The organism is Spongiibacter sp. UBA1325 (assembly GCF_002306875.1).
In the GTDB taxonomy this organism is placed as follows: domain Bacteria; phylum Pseudomonadota; class Gammaproteobacteria; order Pseudomonadales; family Spongiibacteraceae; genus Spongiibacter; species Spongiibacter marinus.
The window spans coordinates 129507-147052 of record NZ_DBTD01000011.1 but is presented as its reverse complement, the minus strand read 5'-3'; the positions used below and the strand labels follow the sequence as shown (position 1 = coordinate 147052).

The 17546-nt window shown below is 57.3% G+C and carries 19 protein-coding genes; 12 read left to right on the top strand and 7 right to left on the bottom strand.

The features are described from left to right. Positions 1-14 precede the first annotated feature (14 nt). The 10 genes from B3K78_RS16515 (at position 15) to B3K78_RS16470 (ending at position 7990) form a co-directional block, all read left to right on the top strand. Complete coding sequence (locus B3K78_RS16515) at positions 15-1214, top strand: cytochrome P450 (protein ID WP_286696309.1); 1200 nt, start codon at positions 15-17, stop codon at positions 1212-1214. Then, positions 1211-2092 (top strand): NAD(P)-dependent oxidoreductase, encoded by an 882-nt coding sequence (locus tag B3K78_RS16510; protein WP_286696308.1) that lies wholly within the window; start codon positions 1211-1213, stop codon positions 2090-2092. The genes B3K78_RS16515 and B3K78_RS16510 overlap by 4 nt, the downstream gene beginning before the upstream one ends. A gap of 18 nt (positions 2093-2110) precedes the next feature. Further along, entirely contained in the window at positions 2111-3592 is a 1482-nt protein-coding gene (locus B3K78_RS16505; RefSeq protein WP_286696307.1) for an aldehyde dehydrogenase family protein, read from the top strand. Positions 3593-3601: 9 nt separating this feature from the next. Continuing rightward, complete coding sequence (locus tag B3K78_RS16500; protein ID WP_286696306.1) at positions 3602-4372, top strand: SDR family oxidoreductase; 771 nt, start codon at positions 3602-3604, stop codon at positions 4370-4372. A gap of 11 nt (positions 4373-4383) precedes the next feature. Further along, complete coding sequence (locus tag B3K78_RS16495) at positions 4384-4704, top strand: 2Fe-2S iron-sulfur cluster-binding protein (RefSeq protein WP_204994633.1); 321 nt, start codon at positions 4384-4386, stop codon at positions 4702-4704. A gap of 34 nt (positions 4705-4738) precedes the next feature. Then, positions 4739-5479 (top strand): SDR family oxidoreductase, encoded by a 741-nt coding sequence (locus B3K78_RS16490; RefSeq protein ID WP_286696305.1) that lies wholly within the window; start codon positions 4739-4741, stop codon positions 5477-5479. Positions 5480-5489: 10 nt separating this feature from the next. After that, entirely contained in the window at positions 5490-5870 is a 381-nt protein-coding gene (locus tag B3K78_RS16485) for a carboxymuconolactone decarboxylase family protein (RefSeq protein ID WP_204994631.1), read from the top strand. Position 5871: 1 nt separating this feature from the next. Next, the gene (locus tag B3K78_RS16480) at positions 5872-6300 is read left to right on the top strand and encodes a nuclear transport factor 2 family protein (protein ID WP_286696304.1); all 429 of its coding nucleotides are present in this window, start codon (positions 5872-5874) and stop codon (positions 6298-6300) included. A gap of 105 nt (positions 6301-6405) precedes the next feature. Continuing rightward, a complete protein-coding gene (locus tag B3K78_RS16475; RefSeq protein ID WP_204994630.1) occupies positions 6406-7485 on the top strand; it encodes a CNNM domain-containing protein in 1080 nt (359 codons plus the stop codon). Between the two features lie 64 nt (positions 7486-7549). Next, a complete protein-coding gene (locus B3K78_RS16470; protein WP_204994629.1) occupies positions 7550-7990 on the top strand; it encodes a hypothetical protein in 441 nt (146 codons plus the stop codon). A 38-nt stretch (positions 7991-8028) separates the two neighbouring features. Here B3K78_RS16470 and minE read toward each other — a convergent pair whose 3' ends face one another. Genes minE through minC form a run of 3 tightly spaced genes read right to left on the bottom strand, consistent with a single transcriptional unit; the run spans position 8029 to position 9924 of the window. Continuing rightward, positions 8029-8280, bottom strand: coding sequence for a cell division topological specificity factor MinE (gene minE / locus B3K78_RS16465; RefSeq protein WP_027873106.1), 252 nt, complete (start codon positions 8278-8280; stop codon positions 8029-8031). After that, entirely contained in the window at positions 8277-9092 is an 816-nt protein-coding gene (minD, locus tag B3K78_RS16460; RefSeq protein WP_286696303.1) for a septum site-determining protein MinD, read from the bottom strand. Before minD ends, minE begins: the two co-directional genes overlap by 4 nt. 49 nt (positions 9093-9141) lie before the next feature. Continuing rightward, positions 9142-9924 (bottom strand): septum site-determining protein MinC, encoded by a 783-nt coding sequence (gene minC / locus B3K78_RS16455; RefSeq protein WP_286696302.1) that lies wholly within the window; start codon positions 9922-9924, stop codon positions 9142-9144. A gap of 350 nt (positions 9925-10274) precedes the next feature. Between minC and B3K78_RS16450 the strand changes: the two genes are divergently transcribed. After that, on the top strand, positions 10275-12215 hold the full coding sequence (locus B3K78_RS16450; RefSeq protein WP_286696301.1) for an alpha/beta hydrolase: 1941 nt from the start codon (positions 10275-10277) through the stop codon (positions 12213-12215). Positions 12216-12350: 135 nt separating this feature from the next. Next, entirely contained in the window at positions 12351-12791 is a 441-nt protein-coding gene (locus B3K78_RS16445; protein WP_286696300.1) for a DUF3429 domain-containing protein, read from the top strand. On the opposite strand, the gene B3K78_RS16440 is transcribed toward B3K78_RS16445, so the two are convergent. The 4 genes from B3K78_RS16440 to B3K78_RS16425 are packed head-to-tail and all read right to left on the bottom strand — an operon-like array spanning position 12788 to position 17433. After that, positions 12788-13033 (bottom strand): DUF202 domain-containing protein, encoded by a 246-nt coding sequence (locus B3K78_RS16440; RefSeq protein ID WP_286696299.1) that lies wholly within the window; start codon positions 13031-13033, stop codon positions 12788-12790. The two genes, B3K78_RS16445 and B3K78_RS16440, sit on opposite strands and share 4 nt — an antisense overlap. 28 nt (positions 13034-13061) lie before the next feature. Then, positions 13062-14624 carry a cryptochrome/photolyase family protein gene (locus B3K78_RS16435; protein WP_286696298.1) on the bottom strand — a complete coding sequence of 521 codons (1563 nt, stop codon included), beginning with the start codon at positions 14622-14624 and terminating at the stop codon, positions 13062-13064. Continuing rightward, entirely contained in the window at positions 14624-16117 is a 1494-nt protein-coding gene (locus B3K78_RS16430) for an FAD-binding domain-containing protein (protein WP_286696297.1), read from the bottom strand. The genes B3K78_RS16435 and B3K78_RS16430 overlap by 1 nt, the downstream gene beginning before the upstream one ends. Then, on the bottom strand, positions 16114-17433 hold the full coding sequence (locus B3K78_RS16425; RefSeq protein ID WP_286696296.1) for a DASH family cryptochrome: 1320 nt from the start codon (positions 17431-17433) through the stop codon (positions 16114-16116). Before B3K78_RS16425 ends, B3K78_RS16430 begins: the two co-directional genes overlap by 4 nt. Positions 17434-17546 lie beyond the last annotated feature (113 nt).

Sequence of the window (17546 nt, the reverse complement as noted above, 5' to 3'; positions counted from 1 at the left end):
ATAAGGAGTGCGCGATGGCGGCGGTGGAGTTCAATCCCTATTCCCATGCGGTTCATGAAGATCCCTATCCCTACTACCAGCGTTTGCGGGCCGAAGCGCCGGTTTACTACAACGCCGAGCATGGCTTTTGGCTGCTGAGCAAATGGGAAGACTGTTTTAACGCATTCCGCGATTTTAAAACCTTTAGCAGCATCAATGGCCCGGCCTTGGAGTCAGACCAAAGCGCGTCGGCGGGCTACCCCATGTTTATTAATATGGACCCGCCGGACCATACGCGTATTCGCAAGCTGCTATCGGGGCTGATGGTGCCCCAGCGTATTGCTGCTCTTGAAGACTACACGCGGCAAAAGGCCCGCTCGCTGATTGCGTCTCATCTGGCGCGCGGGGAGATGGACCTGATTCAGGACTTCAGCGCCATTCTGCCAATGGACGTGATCTCTACCATGATTCATGTGCCCGAGGCGGATCAAGCCGCGGTGCGCACCTGGGCAGATGAGCTGATCTACCGGGAAGATGGCCAGTTCGAGATCAGCGAAGCGAACGTCAACGCCTATTTTAAATTGGCCCAGTATTTTGACGACCTGTCCCGACAATTGGCTGAGCAGCCCTTCGATCCCGACGATATGTTCAGCTGCGTTTTACAGGCTGAGAAAGACGGCAAAATGACTCACGACGATGTCATTGGTTTTGGCATTTTGCTGGCGGTTGCCGGCAACGAAACCACCACCAAGTTGATCGGCAATATGGGCTACCGCTTGTGGCAGCACCCGCAGCAGCGCCAGTTGTTGATTGACGATCCCAGCCGCATCGCCGACGCGGTAGAGGAGACTCTGCGTTTCGATGGATCCACGCAAATGATCGGCCGAACGGTAACGAAAGATATCGAGATTCGCGGACAAAAGATTGCCGCTGGCGCGCGCGTGGGGCTGTGCATTATTTCCGCCAGTCGTGACGAAGAGCGCTATGAAAATGCCGATGTCTACGATGTATGCCGGGGAGCGCGCGACCACATGGCCTTCGGCGTGGGTATTCACGCCTGCCTGGGTTCGGCGTTGGCGCGCTTGGAGGTCAGGGTATGCTTCGAGGAGCTGCTAAAGGCGATTCCCGATTACGAATTGGACCTGTCGCGCAGTGACCGCACTCACAACCCTAATGTGCGCGGCTTTACTACTTTGCCAATGCGCTTTCGCCCGCGGCAGGCGGGCGAGCTATGAGCGCCGTGCAGTGCGGCTTTATTGGTCTGGGGAATATTGGCAAACCGATGTGCGCCAATATTGCCCGCAAGGCCTCGTCACAGCATCTTGCCTTATCGGTATTCGATCTCGACCCCGCGCCCCTGGCAGAAATGCAGGCGCTGGGCGCCCGCGTTGTTGAAAGCGCGGAGGAACTGGCTCGCAATTGCTCGCTGATCGCGCTGTGCGTGCGCGATGACGCGGACGTTGAGCAACTGCTCTATGGCGAGGCCGGTATTTTTGCGGTGGCTGCACCCGAAACCGTTATTGCCATTCACAGCACTGTTACCCGAGACGGTGTTGTGCGCTGGGCCGCGGATGCCGCTGAGCGAGGGCTGGCGCTGGTCGATGCCCCTATCACCGGCGGTGCGGCGGGAGCGGCGGATGCCACGCTATGCATTATGGCCGGCGGCAGTAAAGCGGCAGTATCGCGCTGTCAGGCGATGTTTGCGTGTACGAGTAAAACGGTGGTGTATGCCGGTGAGGCGGGGCAGGCAACCGTGCTGAAGCTGGCAAATAACCTGATGAACTATGCCGCTTTTTCGGCGATCTCTGAAGCGGCGCAATTGGTCAAATGCGCCGGTGCCGATCTCGATGCGCTGCATCAGGTAGGGCAGGCCAATGGCGTGATTACCGCCATGATGAAGCAGTTTATCGACGGTCGTGACGGCGTGCGCGCCGCCTGCAGTGATGAGGATATGCGAGCGGTGTTTGGCCCTTTCGCGGCGCTGGCGGAGAAAGACCTGGATCACGCCCTCAGCTTGGCGGCGCAGCTTAATGTGTCGTTGCCGCTCACTGAAAGGGTGCGCCGCGATATCGACGATGTCTTTATGGCGATATCGCGCTCGGACGTCGAATAACAATAATAGGAGGTCACCATGAGCGTTGCTGATACCCGGCAGCCAGGTCACGGCGAGAGCCGCTTGTATATCAATGGCGAGCTGCGCCCCGCTGAGGGCGGTCGTCAGTATGAGAACATCAGCCCCTTGACCGAGACGGTGCTCGGGGTTGCCGCCGATGCCAGCTTGCGCGATGCCGATGAGGCGATTGACGCCGCGCGGCGGGCCTTTGATCACAGCGACTGGTCGACGGATCACGCCGCACGCCGCGCCTGTTTACAGCGCTTTGTGGACGGCCTAAATCGCCATCGCGACGCCCTGCGCGCAGCAGTTGCCGACGAAACCGGGGCGACCCAGTTCTTCGTTCACGGCCCGCAGTGCGACGGGCCAATTGCGATGGCGAATTGGCCGGTGGAGTATATGGCTTCCTTCCCCTGGCAGCGGGATATCGGCGAATACGAGGTGATGGGCGTTCGCAGTCGGCGCCTTGTGGTGAAGGAGGCCGCGGGCGTGGTGGCGGCTATTTCACCGTGGAATTTTCCCATTCAAATTAACCTGGCTAAGTGCCTGCCGGCTCTGGCCGCGGGCTGTACGGTGGTACTTAAAGCCGCTGCCGAAACGCCGTGGACGGCATCTCTGCTTGGCCGCATTGCCGCCGAGGCCGAGCTGCCCCCCGGCGTGTTCAATGTGCTCACCGCTAGCGACCCCGCCGAAATTGGCAATGCAATGACCCGAGATCCGCGTGTCGACGTGGTGTCGTTTACTGGCTCCACAGCGGTGGGCAGGCAGGTTATGCGCAATGCCGCGGATACGGTTAAACGGGTGTTTTTGGAGCTGGGCGGCAAGTCTGCAATGGTGCTGCTCGAGGACGCCGACCTGCCCACTGCCTTGTTTGGCTCGCTGGCTATCTGCGCGCACAGTGGTCAGGGCTGCGCGATTACCACTCGCTTGTTAGTGCCCCGCAGTCGTCTTGCCGAAGCCGAAGAACTGTTGTGCGCCTATGTAGGCGGCATGTCTTACGGCAGTGATGACACCAGTGGCGAAATGCAGGGGCCGCTGATTAGCGAGCGCCAGCGTCAGCGGGTGTTGGAATATATTGAGCTGGGCAAACAGGAAGGCGCGAGGCTGATACTGGGGGGCGGTATTCCCGCGCATACACGCGCTGGCTACTTTGTTGAGCCGACCATATTCAGCGATGTGCGCAATGATATGCGTATCGCGCAAGAGGAAATATTCGGGCCGGTATTGGTGGTCATCCCCTATGACGACGAAGCCGAGGCGCTGCACTTGTGCAACGACTCCATCTACGGCTTATCGGGCTCGGTGTACTCAGCCAGCGAAGAGCGTGCCCTGGCGTTTGCGCGGAAAATCCGCAGTGGCACGGTCAATGTCAATGGTGGCAACTTCCTCGGCCCCGATGCGCCTTTTGGCGGCTATAAGCAAAGCGGGGTCGGGCGAGAAATGGGGCCGGAGGGCTTTGAGGAATACCTGCAAACCAAAACCATTGCCATCGCCGTGTAGGAGGGGGCTATGAATAATTCTCTGAACGGTCGGGTCGTTGCGGTAACAGGGGCTTCCTCGGGCTTTGGCCTGGCGATGGCGCGGGCGCTGATTGCTGCCGGTGCGAAGGTGGGTATGATCGCGCGCCGTGAAGCCCTATTGCAGCAGCACTGTGATGAGCTGGGCGAGCGCAGCTTGGCGGTTGCTGCCGATATTACCGACAGCGCGCAAGCGCAATCGGCAATAGAAACGGTCGCTCACCATTTTGGTGGTCTGGACGCGTTGGTGAACAACGCCGGTCTGGCGCGCCCCGGCTTTGTTGAAGACTGGCAAGACGACGAGATTCATCAACAGTTGCAGCTCAATATTGCCGCGACGCTTTATTGCAGTCGCGCAGCCGCCCACCTGTTAAAGCAGTCTGCCAACCCCCGGTTGATCAATGTGAGCAGCGCTAGTGCCCAGCACCATGACGAAATGGCGGGCCTGTCGCTTTACGCGGCCAGCAAGGCCGCTGTTGAGCGGCTGAGCCGAGACCTGCGCCGTGAGCTTGCTCCGGCGGGTGTCGGCGTCAGTATTTTGCGCCCCGGTGCCGCGATGACGGATTTCGCTGCAGGTTGGACGTTTGAGCGCCTGCAGGCGGCGGTGCAGCAATGGCACCGTCAGGGGCCGTGGATGGATAGCGGTATGCAGGCGGAGCATGTCGCACAGGCACTGCTGTTCTGTTTGTCGATGCCGCGCGGGGTGTCGGTGGACTTGCTGGAAATTCGCCCTTGCACGCCAGTTGAAAAAGTCACCCTGTAAAGGAGAGAGAAATGGTTGCTATCACCTATGTTGAGCACGACGGCACCGAACACGCAGTCGATGTCGATGAACAGATGAGTTTGATGGAGGGCGCCACTTTGAACATGGTGCCCGGTGTCGAGGGGATGTGTGGTGGGATTTGCTCCTGTGCAACCTGCCACTGCTATATTCCCGAGGAATGGCAAAGCCAGATGCCGGCGCTCAGTGATGGCGAAAACAGCATGTTGGAGAATGCGATTGATCGCCGCGCCAACAGCCGTCTGGGCTGCCAGATTCCGGTGACGCCCGCGCTTGAAGGCATGCGTGTAGAGCTACCGGAAGAACAGGCCTAGGCCCTGCATTTACAATTAAAACGAGAAAATAATAATGAGTTTTCACAACAAAGTAGTGGTGGTTACGGGGGCGGGGCAAGGAATTGGCGAAGGCTATGCCAAACGCTGCGCCGCTGAGGGCATGCGGGTCGTGGTCGCTGAGCTAAATGCCGAGCAAGGCGAGCGGGTTGTGGCCGACATTCAGCAGGGCGGCGGTGAGGCGATGTTTGTGCGCACCGACGTAGGTGATGAGGCCTCGTGTATTGCCTGTGCGGAGGCAGCGAAATCTGCCTACGGCGAGATCGACTACCTCATTAACAATGCGGCGATCTTTGGCGACATGAAGATCGAAGGTTATATGAATGTTGATATGGACTACCTCGATACCTTCATGCGCGTGAATGTCCACGGCAGCCTGTTAATGGCGCGTGCCTGCGTCCCGCACATGCCGGAAGGCTCGGCGATAGTAAACCAGTCCTCCACGGCGGCGTGGATGAATATCGGTTTTTACGGCGTTGCCAAACTGGCACTCAATGGCCTGACCTGCTCGCTAGCCAACGAGCTGGGCTGGCGAAAAATTCGCATCAACGCCATCGCTCCCGGCCCCACCGAGACCCAGGGCTTGCGCAATACCGCAGGTGACTATGCCGACGAGCTGGTCAAACAAATGCCACTGAGTCGCCTCGGCACGCCTGATGATATGGCCGATGCGGCACTGTTTTTGTTGTCCGACAAAGCCTCTTGGATCACCGGCCACATATTAAACGTGGACGGCGGTCAGTTTATGCGGGTGTAGGAGCGCTGCTATGACAGAGTCAAAACGTGAACGCGGTATCGAAAAGTTTAAAGAAGTGTATTGCAATGCCCTGCCCGAGCCCCCCAAGGAAGGTGAAGACCGCTTTTTCGACTTCATGTTGGGTTCGCTGTTTGGCGACCTGTGGGACAACGATACCCTAAGCATTCGCGACCGCAGGCTGTTGCTGCTGGGGGCAATAGCGGCCCAGGGAGAGGACATGACCTTCACCATTCAGGCGCAGTCGGCGTTTACACGCGGGGAGCTGGACGAGGCCCAATTGGAGGAGGCCGTACTGTTTCTAACCCAGTATATTGGCTACCCAAGAGCCTCTAAAATGCGCATGGCACTGATGGGGCTAATGGCCAAAATAAAGAAACAGGAGGGCGAGTAGCGTGGCAGACACGTCGCTAAGTGAACAGAATCGTCAGCGGGCCATCCGCTTTATTGAGTGTTTGTCGGCGGGCGACACCGATGGTTTTTTAGCCTTTTATCACCCTGATGCGACCCTGTGGACCTCGGGCCGAACGTTGATTTCCGGCCGTTATAATCTGAAAGAAATCTCGACGTCCGCTGTGGGCGTACTGGATGCCTTCCCGAATGGCCTTAAATTCACGATCACCGCGACCACTGCCGAGGGTGAGCGCGTTGCGGTGGAGGCAGAGAGTCGCGGCGACCACAGCTCTGGTCAGCATTATCACAACCGTTACCACTTTCTCTTTCGTTTCAAAGACGGGCGCATTATCGAGCTGAAGGAATATATGGACACCGAGTTGGTGAGTGACATTCTGTGCGGTGGTCAGCGCCCGGCGGCGAATGGCTAAAGCACGGCTCTGCTGTTTGCCGACTTTGTTCGCGCAGAGGATTTAAGTCCGGCGAAAGCTGTGACACAGTTAGCGCTATCGATACCACGATGAGGCGTAAGCGTAATGGCCATATTGGCGCTGTATGTTTTTTTGGCGTTGGGCGTGTCTTTTCTCTGCTCACTGCTCGAAGCTGTGTTGTTAAGTGTTAACTCCTCCTATATTGCGGCGGGCTTGGCCAGTGGTCAGCGCACCGCGACCTGGTGGCAGCGCTGCAAAGAAGATATCGACAAACCTCTGGCGGCCATTCTCAGTTTGAATACCATCGCCCACACCGTGGGCGCGGCGGGGGCGGGCGCGCAGGCCACGGCACTGTTTGGCGAAGTGTATTTCGGGGTGATCTCCGCGGTACTCACCCTGTTGATTCTGGTCTTTTCCGAGATTATTCCCAAAACGCTGGGCGCGCGTTACTGGCGTCAGCTGGCACCCGCCTGCGCGCTTATTTTGAAATGGGTGCAGCGCTTGATGTCGCCGCTGGTCTGGCTTACTCAGTGGATAACCATCTTTTTCAGTCAGAAAGAAGAAGCTGCATCCGTTAGTCGTGCCGAGTTTGCCGCCCTTGCCGAGCTGGGTGTTGAGGAAGGAGTGTTCTCGCCGCGCGAAGCGCGCGCCGTGCGCAGCTTGCTGCATTTCAGTCGCCTAAAAGTGCGCGACGTGATGAGCCCGCGGCCGGTAATTTTTAGTTTGGATGGTGACAAAACCGCCGAGCAGGTTCTGGCTGAAAACCCCAGCCTGCCGTTCTCCCGTATTCCGATTTATCGCGACCAGGCCGATAACGTATACGCCTTCGTGCGCAAAGACGAAATTCTACGCGCTGCGATCGAGGCGCCGGGCACAGTGCTGCACACCCTTCAGCGCCCACTGTTAATTGTGCCCGACAACTTGCCGCTGCGCGGCATGATTCAAAAGATGCTGGTACCCGGTAAACAAATGGCATTGGCCGTGGGCGAGTACGGCGAGTTGCACGGCTTGGTAACAACCGAGGATTTGGTGGAAACCTTGCTGGGCTTTGAAATTACCGACGAAACCGATGAAGTGGTCGATATGCAGGTATTTGCGCGTCAGCGCTGGGAGCAGCGCGCGCGGCAGATGGGCTTCCTACACGATGAGTTGGCCCATGGCGATAGCGACAAATCGCCGCAGTAGTGGAGTCGCCTCTGCGCGTTTTGGTATAACATCAGCCGTTTATTTTTTAGGATACAAGCGCCCAATGAAGAAATGGATAGTAGGGCTGTGCGTCGGCACGGTTATGTCGGGAAGTTCGCTATTGCAGGCAAATGAAAGCCCTGACCTGATTGCCGTGATGGGCGATATGCAGCGCTTTGCGCACAAACTGCAGCTGTCGCTGGATGCGAGCAACCTGACGCTGGCAGATTTTTATGCCCACGAGCTGGAAGCGGCGGTGAAGCAGGCCAGTGACATTGAAAGCTATGGCGACTATCCGGTAGGGCGCTTGTCGGCCAGTACGCTTAAACCGCTGGTGTTAAAGCTGGAAACGGCAATCGATAGCGGCGATGTCAGCCGAGCCAGCACGGCGTTTGATAAGTTGATTGATGGCTGCAATAGCTGTCACGAACTCACCGAGCACGGATACATCCATGTGCAGCGCAGCAGCGCGAATCCGTATATGCAGTCCTTTGCACCACGTTAGCGGCGGCGGGAATGCGCTGGTCATTCCCGCAGCACGGCTTAGCGGTCAGGCAGGGTGATGTTTAGCTCAAGTACCGAGCAGTTGCCGGCATTGTCCAAGGCCACTTCGACCTGATCCTGGTTCACATCAACATACTTGCGTATCACTTCCAGCAGCTCTTGCTGAAGTTTTGGCAAATAGTCGGGCTGGTTCCGTTGATTGCGTTCGTGAGCAACAATGATTTGCAGCCGCTCTTTGGCGACGGCGGCGGTATCTTTTTTGTTGTTGCGGAAAAAGTCCAGGATGCTCATGCAGTCCTCCCGAACAGGCGCTTGAACAGGCCTTTTTGTTCCGCGTGAATAAAACGTTGCTCCACCTCTTCGCCGAGTAAGCGTGCCACGGCGTCGCTATAGGCTTGCCCCGCCGTGCTCTGGTCGTCGTGAATAACCGGAATACCCTGGTTTGACGCCTTCAATACGGTTTCTGACTCGGGGATAACACCCAGCAGTTTGGTTGCCAGAATTTCTTCGACATCTTCCACCGCCAGCATTTCGCCCTTGGCCACGCGCTCCGGGTTGTAGCGGGTGAGTAGCAGGTATTCTTCCACGCGCTCGCCGTTTTCAGCGCGGCGGGATTTGCTCTGCAGAATACCGAGAATGCGGTCGGAGTCTCGCACTGAGCTTACCTCGGGGTTGGCAACCACGATCGCGGTGTCGGCGAAGTACAGCGCCATAAAGGCACCGTGCTCAATGCCCGCGGGTGAGTCGCAAATAATGTATTCAAAACCGTCGTCGGCGAGCTCTTTAAGTACGCGCTCTACACCGTCCATGCTCAGCGCATCTTTGTCGCGGGTTTGCGAGGCGGGGAGAATATACAAATTGTCGACGCGCTTATCTTTAATCAGTGCCTGGCGCAGCGTTGCGTCACCGTTGATCACATTGACAAAGTCATAGACAACGCGGCGCTCGCAGTTCATCACAATGTCGAGGTTGCGCAAACCAATATCAAAATCGATAACGGCAGTTTTGTGGCCGCGTAGCGCCAAGCCACTGCTGATTGCGGCACTGCTGGTGGTTTTACCCACGCCGCCCTTCCCGGAGGTCACGACAATAATTTTGGCCAAAGCAAGGCTCCCTTATATGTTGGCAGGGCGGGTTGCGCCCTTCTTTCAATTAACTGAGTGGTTGAATCTCTAATGTTTGCTCGTCGAGGCGAATCTTTGCGGCGGACTTCCAATGCTGGCCGCGAAAATCTTCATCCAGCTTAAAGGTTCCGGCGATAGATACCAGTTCGGCCTCCAAACTCTGACAAAATATTCGTGCAGAAGTGTCACCGCGTACACCTGCCAGAGCGCGTCCGCGGAGTGCGCCGTAAACATGAATATTGCCATCGGCGAGTACTTCCGCGCCGGCTGATACCGACGACAGCACAATTAAGTCGCCGCCGGCGGCGTAAACCTGTTGGCCGGAGCGAATCGGCGTGTCGATCACTTTGCTGGGCCGCGCGGTGGGTGCCTCGCTGGTTGGCGCGGCGGTCTCTGGCTCTGCTTTGGCCGCCGCGGTCTCGGAAGCCCCGGAGGTGTCAGATGTATCGGCAGTTTCGCGAGCGGGGCGACCAGCGGGCATGATGGCCAGGCCGCAAGCGCGCGCCTGTTCCTGTATTGCATCATCCGGGCTGCGCAGGGCGACGGGAATCAAGCCATGCTCGCGGCACAGTGCGGCCATTTCCTGCACGGGCGGCGCCAGCGTGCCCTGGTAGGGCTCTAGGTTGAGCACGACCGGGGTGTGCTGGAAAAAGGCCGGCGCTTCAGCGGCTTTGGCGCGCAACTGCTGCTCAAAGCAGCTGTGCTCATAGTCGCTGATATCGAGTTGCGTCAGCGGGAACAAGCCCGCTTTCAAGCGAAATTGCGGCGCGCTGCCGAAGGGGAGTTCTGCGTTTTGAGGTTTTGAATCCATGCGCTCAAGTGTACCGGAGTTTGCAATGAAAATGGCGGCTTCTTATAGCTTGATGTGGTGTTGGCCGCAAGTTGAAAACCCGCTTCCAGTGAGCGCACTGGCGAGGTCATTACTGGTGCACTACGCGCTGAATGCATCCCGCAGCGCCCTATAAAAGGGCGTTAGATGCGCGATTGATCGAAAAAACACCGACTTTCACTGCAATACTAATTTTTGAAAAGCTGGCATTAAAGCTGCAACGACGTTGTTATTCGTCGCTGCGATAGTGAGTTATGCAGCGGCTACTTTTGCAGCGTAAGCCAGGAGGGCACCGATGCAAGTCATCCTTTAAAGCAGTAAGGAGTGGTGTCATGGTTTATTCGTCGTCTTTTGATTCGCCTCGCAAGTGGATCGTAGGTAGTGCACTGATGTTACTGACCGCCTGTGGCGGATCGGGAAGCTCATCGGGCGCAGGGGGAGAGGGAGGCGTAGTCGATGATCCCACCCCACCTGTGGTTGAAACACCGGTTTTCTCTGAAAGCCGCTTTGATGGTGCCGCGCCAGATGCTGACACGGAGGGCCCCTACCAGATTGCCGGCCCCATCGATTACCAATATGCCGCGGTGATGGCCACCCGCAATATTGATGATAGCGACGGCAGCAGCGTCGACCAGTTTGCCGACCCGGTGGATATTCTCGGCGTGATTCACTACCCGGTGGTAGACAGCGCCAGTGACATACCCGAAGACGGCTTTCCGCTGATTTTGTTCCAGCACGGCCGCCACTCAACGTGTTCGACTACTGGCGATGCCAGTGGCGACGAATCTTCTGGCACGGACTGCGAAGCAAACGGTTTAGTGCCTATCCGCTCGGATAAAGGCTATGACTATATCGCCGACACCATGGCCTCCCACGGCTATGTAGTACTGTCGGTGGATGTGAATGACATCAACGCCCAGGACTCCGGTTCCAACGACCAGGGCATCACCGCCCGAGCGGAAGTGATATTGCACCACTTGGATATTTTCCGCGATATCGCCACCCAGCCCGACTCGGCCTACCACCAGGATGAGGCCGGTAATGACTTTAGCGTTTTGCTCGACAGCATAGACCTCAGCCGCATCGGCCTGATGGGGCACTCCCGGGGCGGTAATGGGGTTGCCAAAACCATCACCTACAACCAAGACCCGCAATTTCGCCGCACTAGCGATTTTGACCAGCCCCACGACATAAAGGCGGTGTTCTCCCTAGCACCTACTGATTTTGACTCCGAACTGCCGCTCAATACCGCCTGGGCCACTCTGTCACCTTACTGTGACGGCGACGTATCGACCCTCCACGGCGTATATATGTATGACAATGTTCGCTACAACGCCGACGATGTGTCGCAGCCGCAGTTCATGCTTACCGCGATGGGCGCCAACCACAATTACTACAACGACTTTTGGTTTAACGATGACGCCACCCTGAATGGCTTTGACCCCTATTGCACGGAAGCCTCGCCGGTAAGCGGCCGCTTTAGCCGCAGTGACCAACGCCGCCATGGCGAGTTTTTGATCAGCAGCTTCCTGCGCCTTTTCGCTGGCGGTGAAGAGCAATTCGCCGGGTATTGGAGCGCTTTGGACAGCGCGCCCGCCAGTGCCTGTCCAGAGGGGGTTGATACCTGTGACGAGCGACTGCATTTGTCCTTTCATCAGTCGTCAGAAAACCTGATCGTCGTCGACAAGACGCTCAGTGAGGATTCGTTACTGATGAACGAGTTTGGCGCCAATACTTTTGACGGCTTCACCTTTACTGGCTGGTGCGCGCCAAATGGCGGTAGCTTGGAAGACTTACTGGGCATGAATGAAGACCGTTGCCCGTCGCCGTCAACCATCTCTAAAGCGCCGCAGGTGTTTGCCAATTATCTGGGAACGGGCGCCAGTATTGAATTTGCCCTGCCCGCCGAGGGGCTGGACGCCAGCGCGGCAGACTTTCTGACGCTGCGTATGGGGGTGAGTGTTACGCCGGAAAATGCCACCGGCCAGGACCTGCATCTCACGCTCAGCGATGTGTCTGGCAACGCCGTGACCTTGCTCGCCAGTGACTACAGCGACGCGCTGTATTTTCCGCCGGGGCTGACGGTATCGGCGCGCGATACCGGAGCCAAGACGGTCATTAATATGCTGCCGTTCCGACTGGATGCCAAAGTGATTCACGATGCCGGTGTCGACCTCAGTGCGCTGTCGTCAATTAAATTAGCCTTTGACCAAAAGCCCGCGGGCACCTTTCAGTTGACCGATGTGCTGTTTCAGACCGTCCCCTACCGCTAACACTATTAGTGCGTGACCACTCTCCCGGGTGGTCGTTTCACAGCTTGCGCCCGCCCTCGGGCGCTTTTTTGTTTCTGGCCGATAAATCCGGGCTTTTCTTGTTTTTCGTATCACTGACGAAAGAGGAGAAGATTTATGGCGACAACAGGCATTGCGCAACGCAGCTATCTGCTGGCAGGTGCGCTGGGTGCGATACCGTTTATTGCAGCGCTGTGGGCAGTGTATGTCGGCGGCAGTTGGGCTGGCCTGACCGGCCAGGTGGCGTTGCACAGTTATGGCGTGGCTATCACCGCTTTTATGGCGGGAACGCTTTGGGGAGGGACCTTTTCGGCGCCGCGCTTTAACGATGCCTTGCTGGGAATGGCGGCGGCGATCGCGGTGGCATTTACGGTGTGGATGCCAATGGCGCAAGCCTACCTTACGTTGGCCATTCTGCTCGGTATTCTCTGGTGTTATGACTTGTTTCGCTATTACCGCTATGGCTTACCCAGCTGGTATATCAGTTTGCGCTGCTGCCTTAGCAGCGTTGCGATCGCCTGCTTGCTCGCCGGGCTGTTCATTGTTCGCCTGGTTTAATTGCGCAGGCGCCTGCGAACTTGAGCAAAGCGGTAGGCGCCCCAAATGCCGATGGCCGCGCCGGCGGCGACTAAGCCCCATGCCAAGGTGACCAGCAGCGCTTGTTGAGCGTAGAAATGAAGGATGGCTGCACCAGCAGCGGCGAAGGCGAGGGCGCTGCGCAAATAGGCAAGCAGCGTGCGTTCATTGGCGAGAAGGGTGCGCTCTAAGGCGAGCTGGTCGCGTACTTGGCTGTCTTCCATGTGGCGCTCCTGTGTAAAGGTGCAAACACTATAGCGTGTCGATATTCTCCAGGCACCAGTCGGCGCGTTGCAACACGGCTTGTTGCTTGTCATCAGCCATCTTATCCCAGCTTTTGTAAACCATGCCCACCCTCGGGTTGCGCGCAAAATTCTCGCGGTGGCGCAGCATAAAATGCCAGTACAGGCTATTTAAAGGGCAGCTTCGCTCGCCCGTCTTTTCTTTTACCTTGTAGTGGCAGTCGCCGCAGTAGTCGCTCATTTTGTTCATATAGTTACCGCTTGCGGCGTAGGCTTTACTGGCCACCAAGCCGCCATCGGCGTACTGGCTCATGCCGCGAGTATTGGGCATTTCCACCCACTCCAGGGCATCGATATAAATGCCCAGGTACCAGCTGTCGACCGCATCGGGATGAATGCCAGCCAGCAGCGCAAAGTTCCCGGTGACCATTAGGCGTTGGATATGATGGGCGTAGGCGTGCGTCAGCGACTGGTCTATTGCCTGCTTCAGGCAGTGCATGTGTGTCTCGCCGTTCCAATACCAACGCGGCAGCGGTCGCTGGGCATTCAGGGCATTGCGCTCGCCGTAGTCGGGCATATTTGCCCAATAAACGCCGCGCACAAATTCTCGCCAGCCTAAAATTTGGCGGATAAAACCCTCGATTTGCGCAATGTCTATCGCGCCATCGCTTCGCTCAAAGGCATTCAGAGATGCATCAATCACCTGCTTTGGCGACAACAGCTTGCTGTTCATCGCAAAGGCGAGGCGCGAGTGGTAAAGGCTCCACCGGTGCTCGCTACGTGCAGTCATGGCGTCTTGAAAGCGCCCGAAGTTCGGCAGCAGCTGCTCACAAAAATACGTGAGCAGTTGCAGGGCCTGCTGGCGGGTAATCGGCCAGGGAAGCTCGTCACCGCCCTGGCCGATGCTGGCGATGTTATGGCGGGCAATGCGCTCGCGAATCGGCCCAACGGGGTTGGCAAAACACAGCGCCTCGGGGATACCGTCGAGGTCCTCAGCGCTGAGCTTGTTGCGGTTATCTGCATCGTAATTCCACCGCCCGCCACGGGGCTCACCGCCGTTTTCCCCGTCCATTAACACGTGAAAGCGTTTGCGCATTTTACGATAGAAAAATTCCATTTTCTGGGCTTTGCCTGCCGTAAAATACTGCCCCAGTTCCGCAAAGGGCAGCATGAAGTGCTCGCTGTCTACGCAGTGATGCTGCACGCCATTTTCTAGTGTCAGCGCTTGTAACTGCTGATGCACCCGGTACTCGTCAGGTTGCTGATACTCCAGCTGTGAAACCGCGTAGTGGCGGCATAAGCGTTGCAGCAGGGCGTTGAGATCGGCGTCTTCTGCAGTGTCATCCAGGCTCAGGTGCAGGACATGGTGGCCCGCTTTTTTTAGCGCATTGGCAAACTGCTCCATGGCGGCGAAAAAGCCGCACAGTTTCTGAATGTGGTGTCGGCAGTAGCTGGCTTCCTGATGCAGCTCGGTAATAACGTAAAGGGTTTGATCGTCATACTCTCGGTACCAGCTGTGGCTGGCGTTCAGTTGGTCACCGAGAATCAATCGCAGGCGTTGATACTGGCGCATTATCCGGCTCGCTTCGTCGGGGTGGTGTTGAGTTTGGGGCGCACATGCGTGGCCAAGATACGCTGGGCTTCTTGCTTAACATCGGGACGGGCGCGCCACTGCCAGAACACGCTTCGTGCTGTTTTCCCGCTGACGCTAATATCGACGATGGGTAGTGGGTAATCCTTGCCCGGTGTGAAGTGATACATGGCCGCCTCCAGCGGTGGAATATGCCACGGTTGATGGATGACGGGACTGGGCAGGTTTGCCAGCTCTGGCAACCACTGGCGAATAAAGGTTCCCTCGGGGTCGTGCTCCTGGGATTGTTTAACAGGGTTGTAGATACGCAGCGTATTGATCCCGGTAACGCCAGCTTGCATTTGCATTTGTGGGTAGTGAATGCCGGGCTCAAAATCCAGAAAGAGTGACGCCAAATGCTGGCTACCCCGCGTCCAATTGATCCGTAGGTGATGGCAGAGAAAGCTCACTAACATGGCGCGCATCCGAAAATTGATGTAACCGGTGGCCTGCAGGCAGCGCATGCAGGCATCCACTAAAGGATAGCCGGTTTTACCTGATTGCCAGGCGATCAGGTCGCGCTCCGCGTCTTCCCCCTCCCGCCATGGAAACGCCTCGTAGGCGCGATTGAGTGGCCGCGTCTCCATTTCACATTCACTTTCAAATTTCTGCATAAAGTGGCAGTGCCAGTGAAGCCGTGAGGAAAAGGCGACATGGCTGCGAGACCAGCCAGGCGTGCGCCAGCGCGCGAGTAAATATTGATAGACCTCGCGCAGGCTAATGCAGCCCCACGCCAAGTATGGCGACAGACGGGAACAGGCGGCGCGACTCAGCTCAGGGCTGGACAGTGAGCGGTAGTAGTCCTTGCCACGGTGCGCAAAGAAGCTGTGCAGGGTTTGCCAGGCGGCATCAGCACCGCCCTGCTGAAAGGCGACATTTGGGCTTGTCCAGCCTGCCGGTGGCTGCATGTCAAAGCCGTTTGGCTGCAGTGGTTCTGCAAATGTGGTGCTATTCAGTGACGGCGCGGCCGGTGATGCGCGCATGACTTTCTGCCATCGACTGTCCCAACCGTGCCGATGCGTTGCGCCGCGCTGAACAGCGCCGCTAGGGCTTTGCTGCCAGTGTATGTTTGATGCGGTGAAGAACGCGGCAAGCCGACGGTCGCGAGCAAACGTGGAGGCCAGCCCGATTTCCTGGTGGCTGAAAACGGTGTCGATGGTAAGGCGCTGCTGCAGAGCGGAAAAAATCGCCAGTGGCTCGCCGTACAATACCTGAACGTGTCCGCCAAAGGGTTTCAGCGCAGTTTGCATGGATTCCAGTGATTGCCACACAAAGCGCCAATGACGTTCATCATAGTGCGGGTCGTCCAGTAATTCCGGTTCGAAAATGTATAGAAGTAGTACCGGCCCGCCCACTGCGCAGGCGTTGGCAAGGGGGGCGTGGTCGCTGAGGCGAAGGTCGCGCTTTAACCACACCAGTTGAATGGCGCGGCTCATTGCCTCTCTCTCAGGATGGGCCAGTCAACGATATCGATATGGTCGAGCTCGACGGCGGTGGTGTCCTCGCCGAGCCAGTGACGGCGGAATTCACCATCGGGGTCGAACTGTTCGGTTTGCTTAGTTAAATCAAAGTGTCGGTGTCCGCGCGGATCAGCGCCAACACCTGCCAGATACTGCCAATTCCCCCAATTGCTGGCGACGTCGTAATCGATAAGCTGGCGCTGAAAATAAGCCGCGCCGTAGCGCCAGTCCAGCCCCATCTCATGGACGAAGCAACTCGCGACGATCTGCCGCCCTCGGTTACTCATATAGCCGCTGGCATTTAGCTCGCGCATACACGCATTAACGATGGGGTAGGGCGTTGTGCCCTCGCACCACTGGCGAAAGCGTTGTGGGTAAAAGCTCGTTAGCGGTTTTTGGTGCTTAATGCCTGAAAATGAAAACAGGTCTGCGCCGTGGCGCAGGGCATAGAACTGGAAGTACTCCCGCCAAAGCAACTCAACGTAAATCCACTCGGTGGAGCCATTGCGCTGCACGCTTTGCTCGTAGTCGATCAGCGTATCGAGCAGTCGCCTGGGCGACAGGCAGCCGTTTGCCAGCCAGGCAGAAAACTTGGTCGAGGTCTCCCACCCCCACAGTGCATTGCGTGTTGCTTTGTACTGGGTGGGAAGCTCTGTTGAAAAATAGTTTTTCAAGTGAGCGATGGCGGCCGTTTCACCGCCAATAAATCGTTGTTCACCAGCGGCGCTGTAACCTGCGTGGCTCTCGGTGCGCCAATCGGCAGGTGGCGGCGGAAGCGAAGCGGGTGCGGCGAGCGCGGGGCTGGGAAGCTGGTCGCCGAGTTTGCGGCGAAATTTTGAAAAGCTTTCTGGCAGGCCGCCCAGGGAAAACGGCAGATCGTCGACTTCAAACAAACAGTGATTATTGGCCTCGATAAAACGGCAGTCGGGGAGCTGTTGTTGCAGGGCTTGCCACTGTCGGCGCTCATCCAGCCCGATGGCCTGCGCCTGCGCGATGACTGCAACGTCGTAGCGCTCGACCAGCGCCGGAATCGTGCGCCCTGCCGACGCCTCGACAATGGTAAGCCGCTGGCCCAATGAGGCCAGTTGCGCCTGTAGGTCGCGCAGACTCTCCTGGATAAATTTCAGACGGTGGCTACCCAGAGCCGGGGTCTGACAGAACCGAGGCCGGAATAACTCTGGGTCCAGGCAATATACGAGCAACAACTCGTCTACTTGACTGGCAATGCGCCGCAGCGCTGCATTGTCGTGCAGACGAAGGTCGTTACTGAATAAAAATAGTCCTCGGCGCATATTCCACTGATGTTGTATGTTTAATTCTTATATGGGAATTACGAGCAACTAGATTCCAGATTTTTAATACTGACATCACGATGCTAAGTATTTGACGCGAGAAGCTGTCTGAT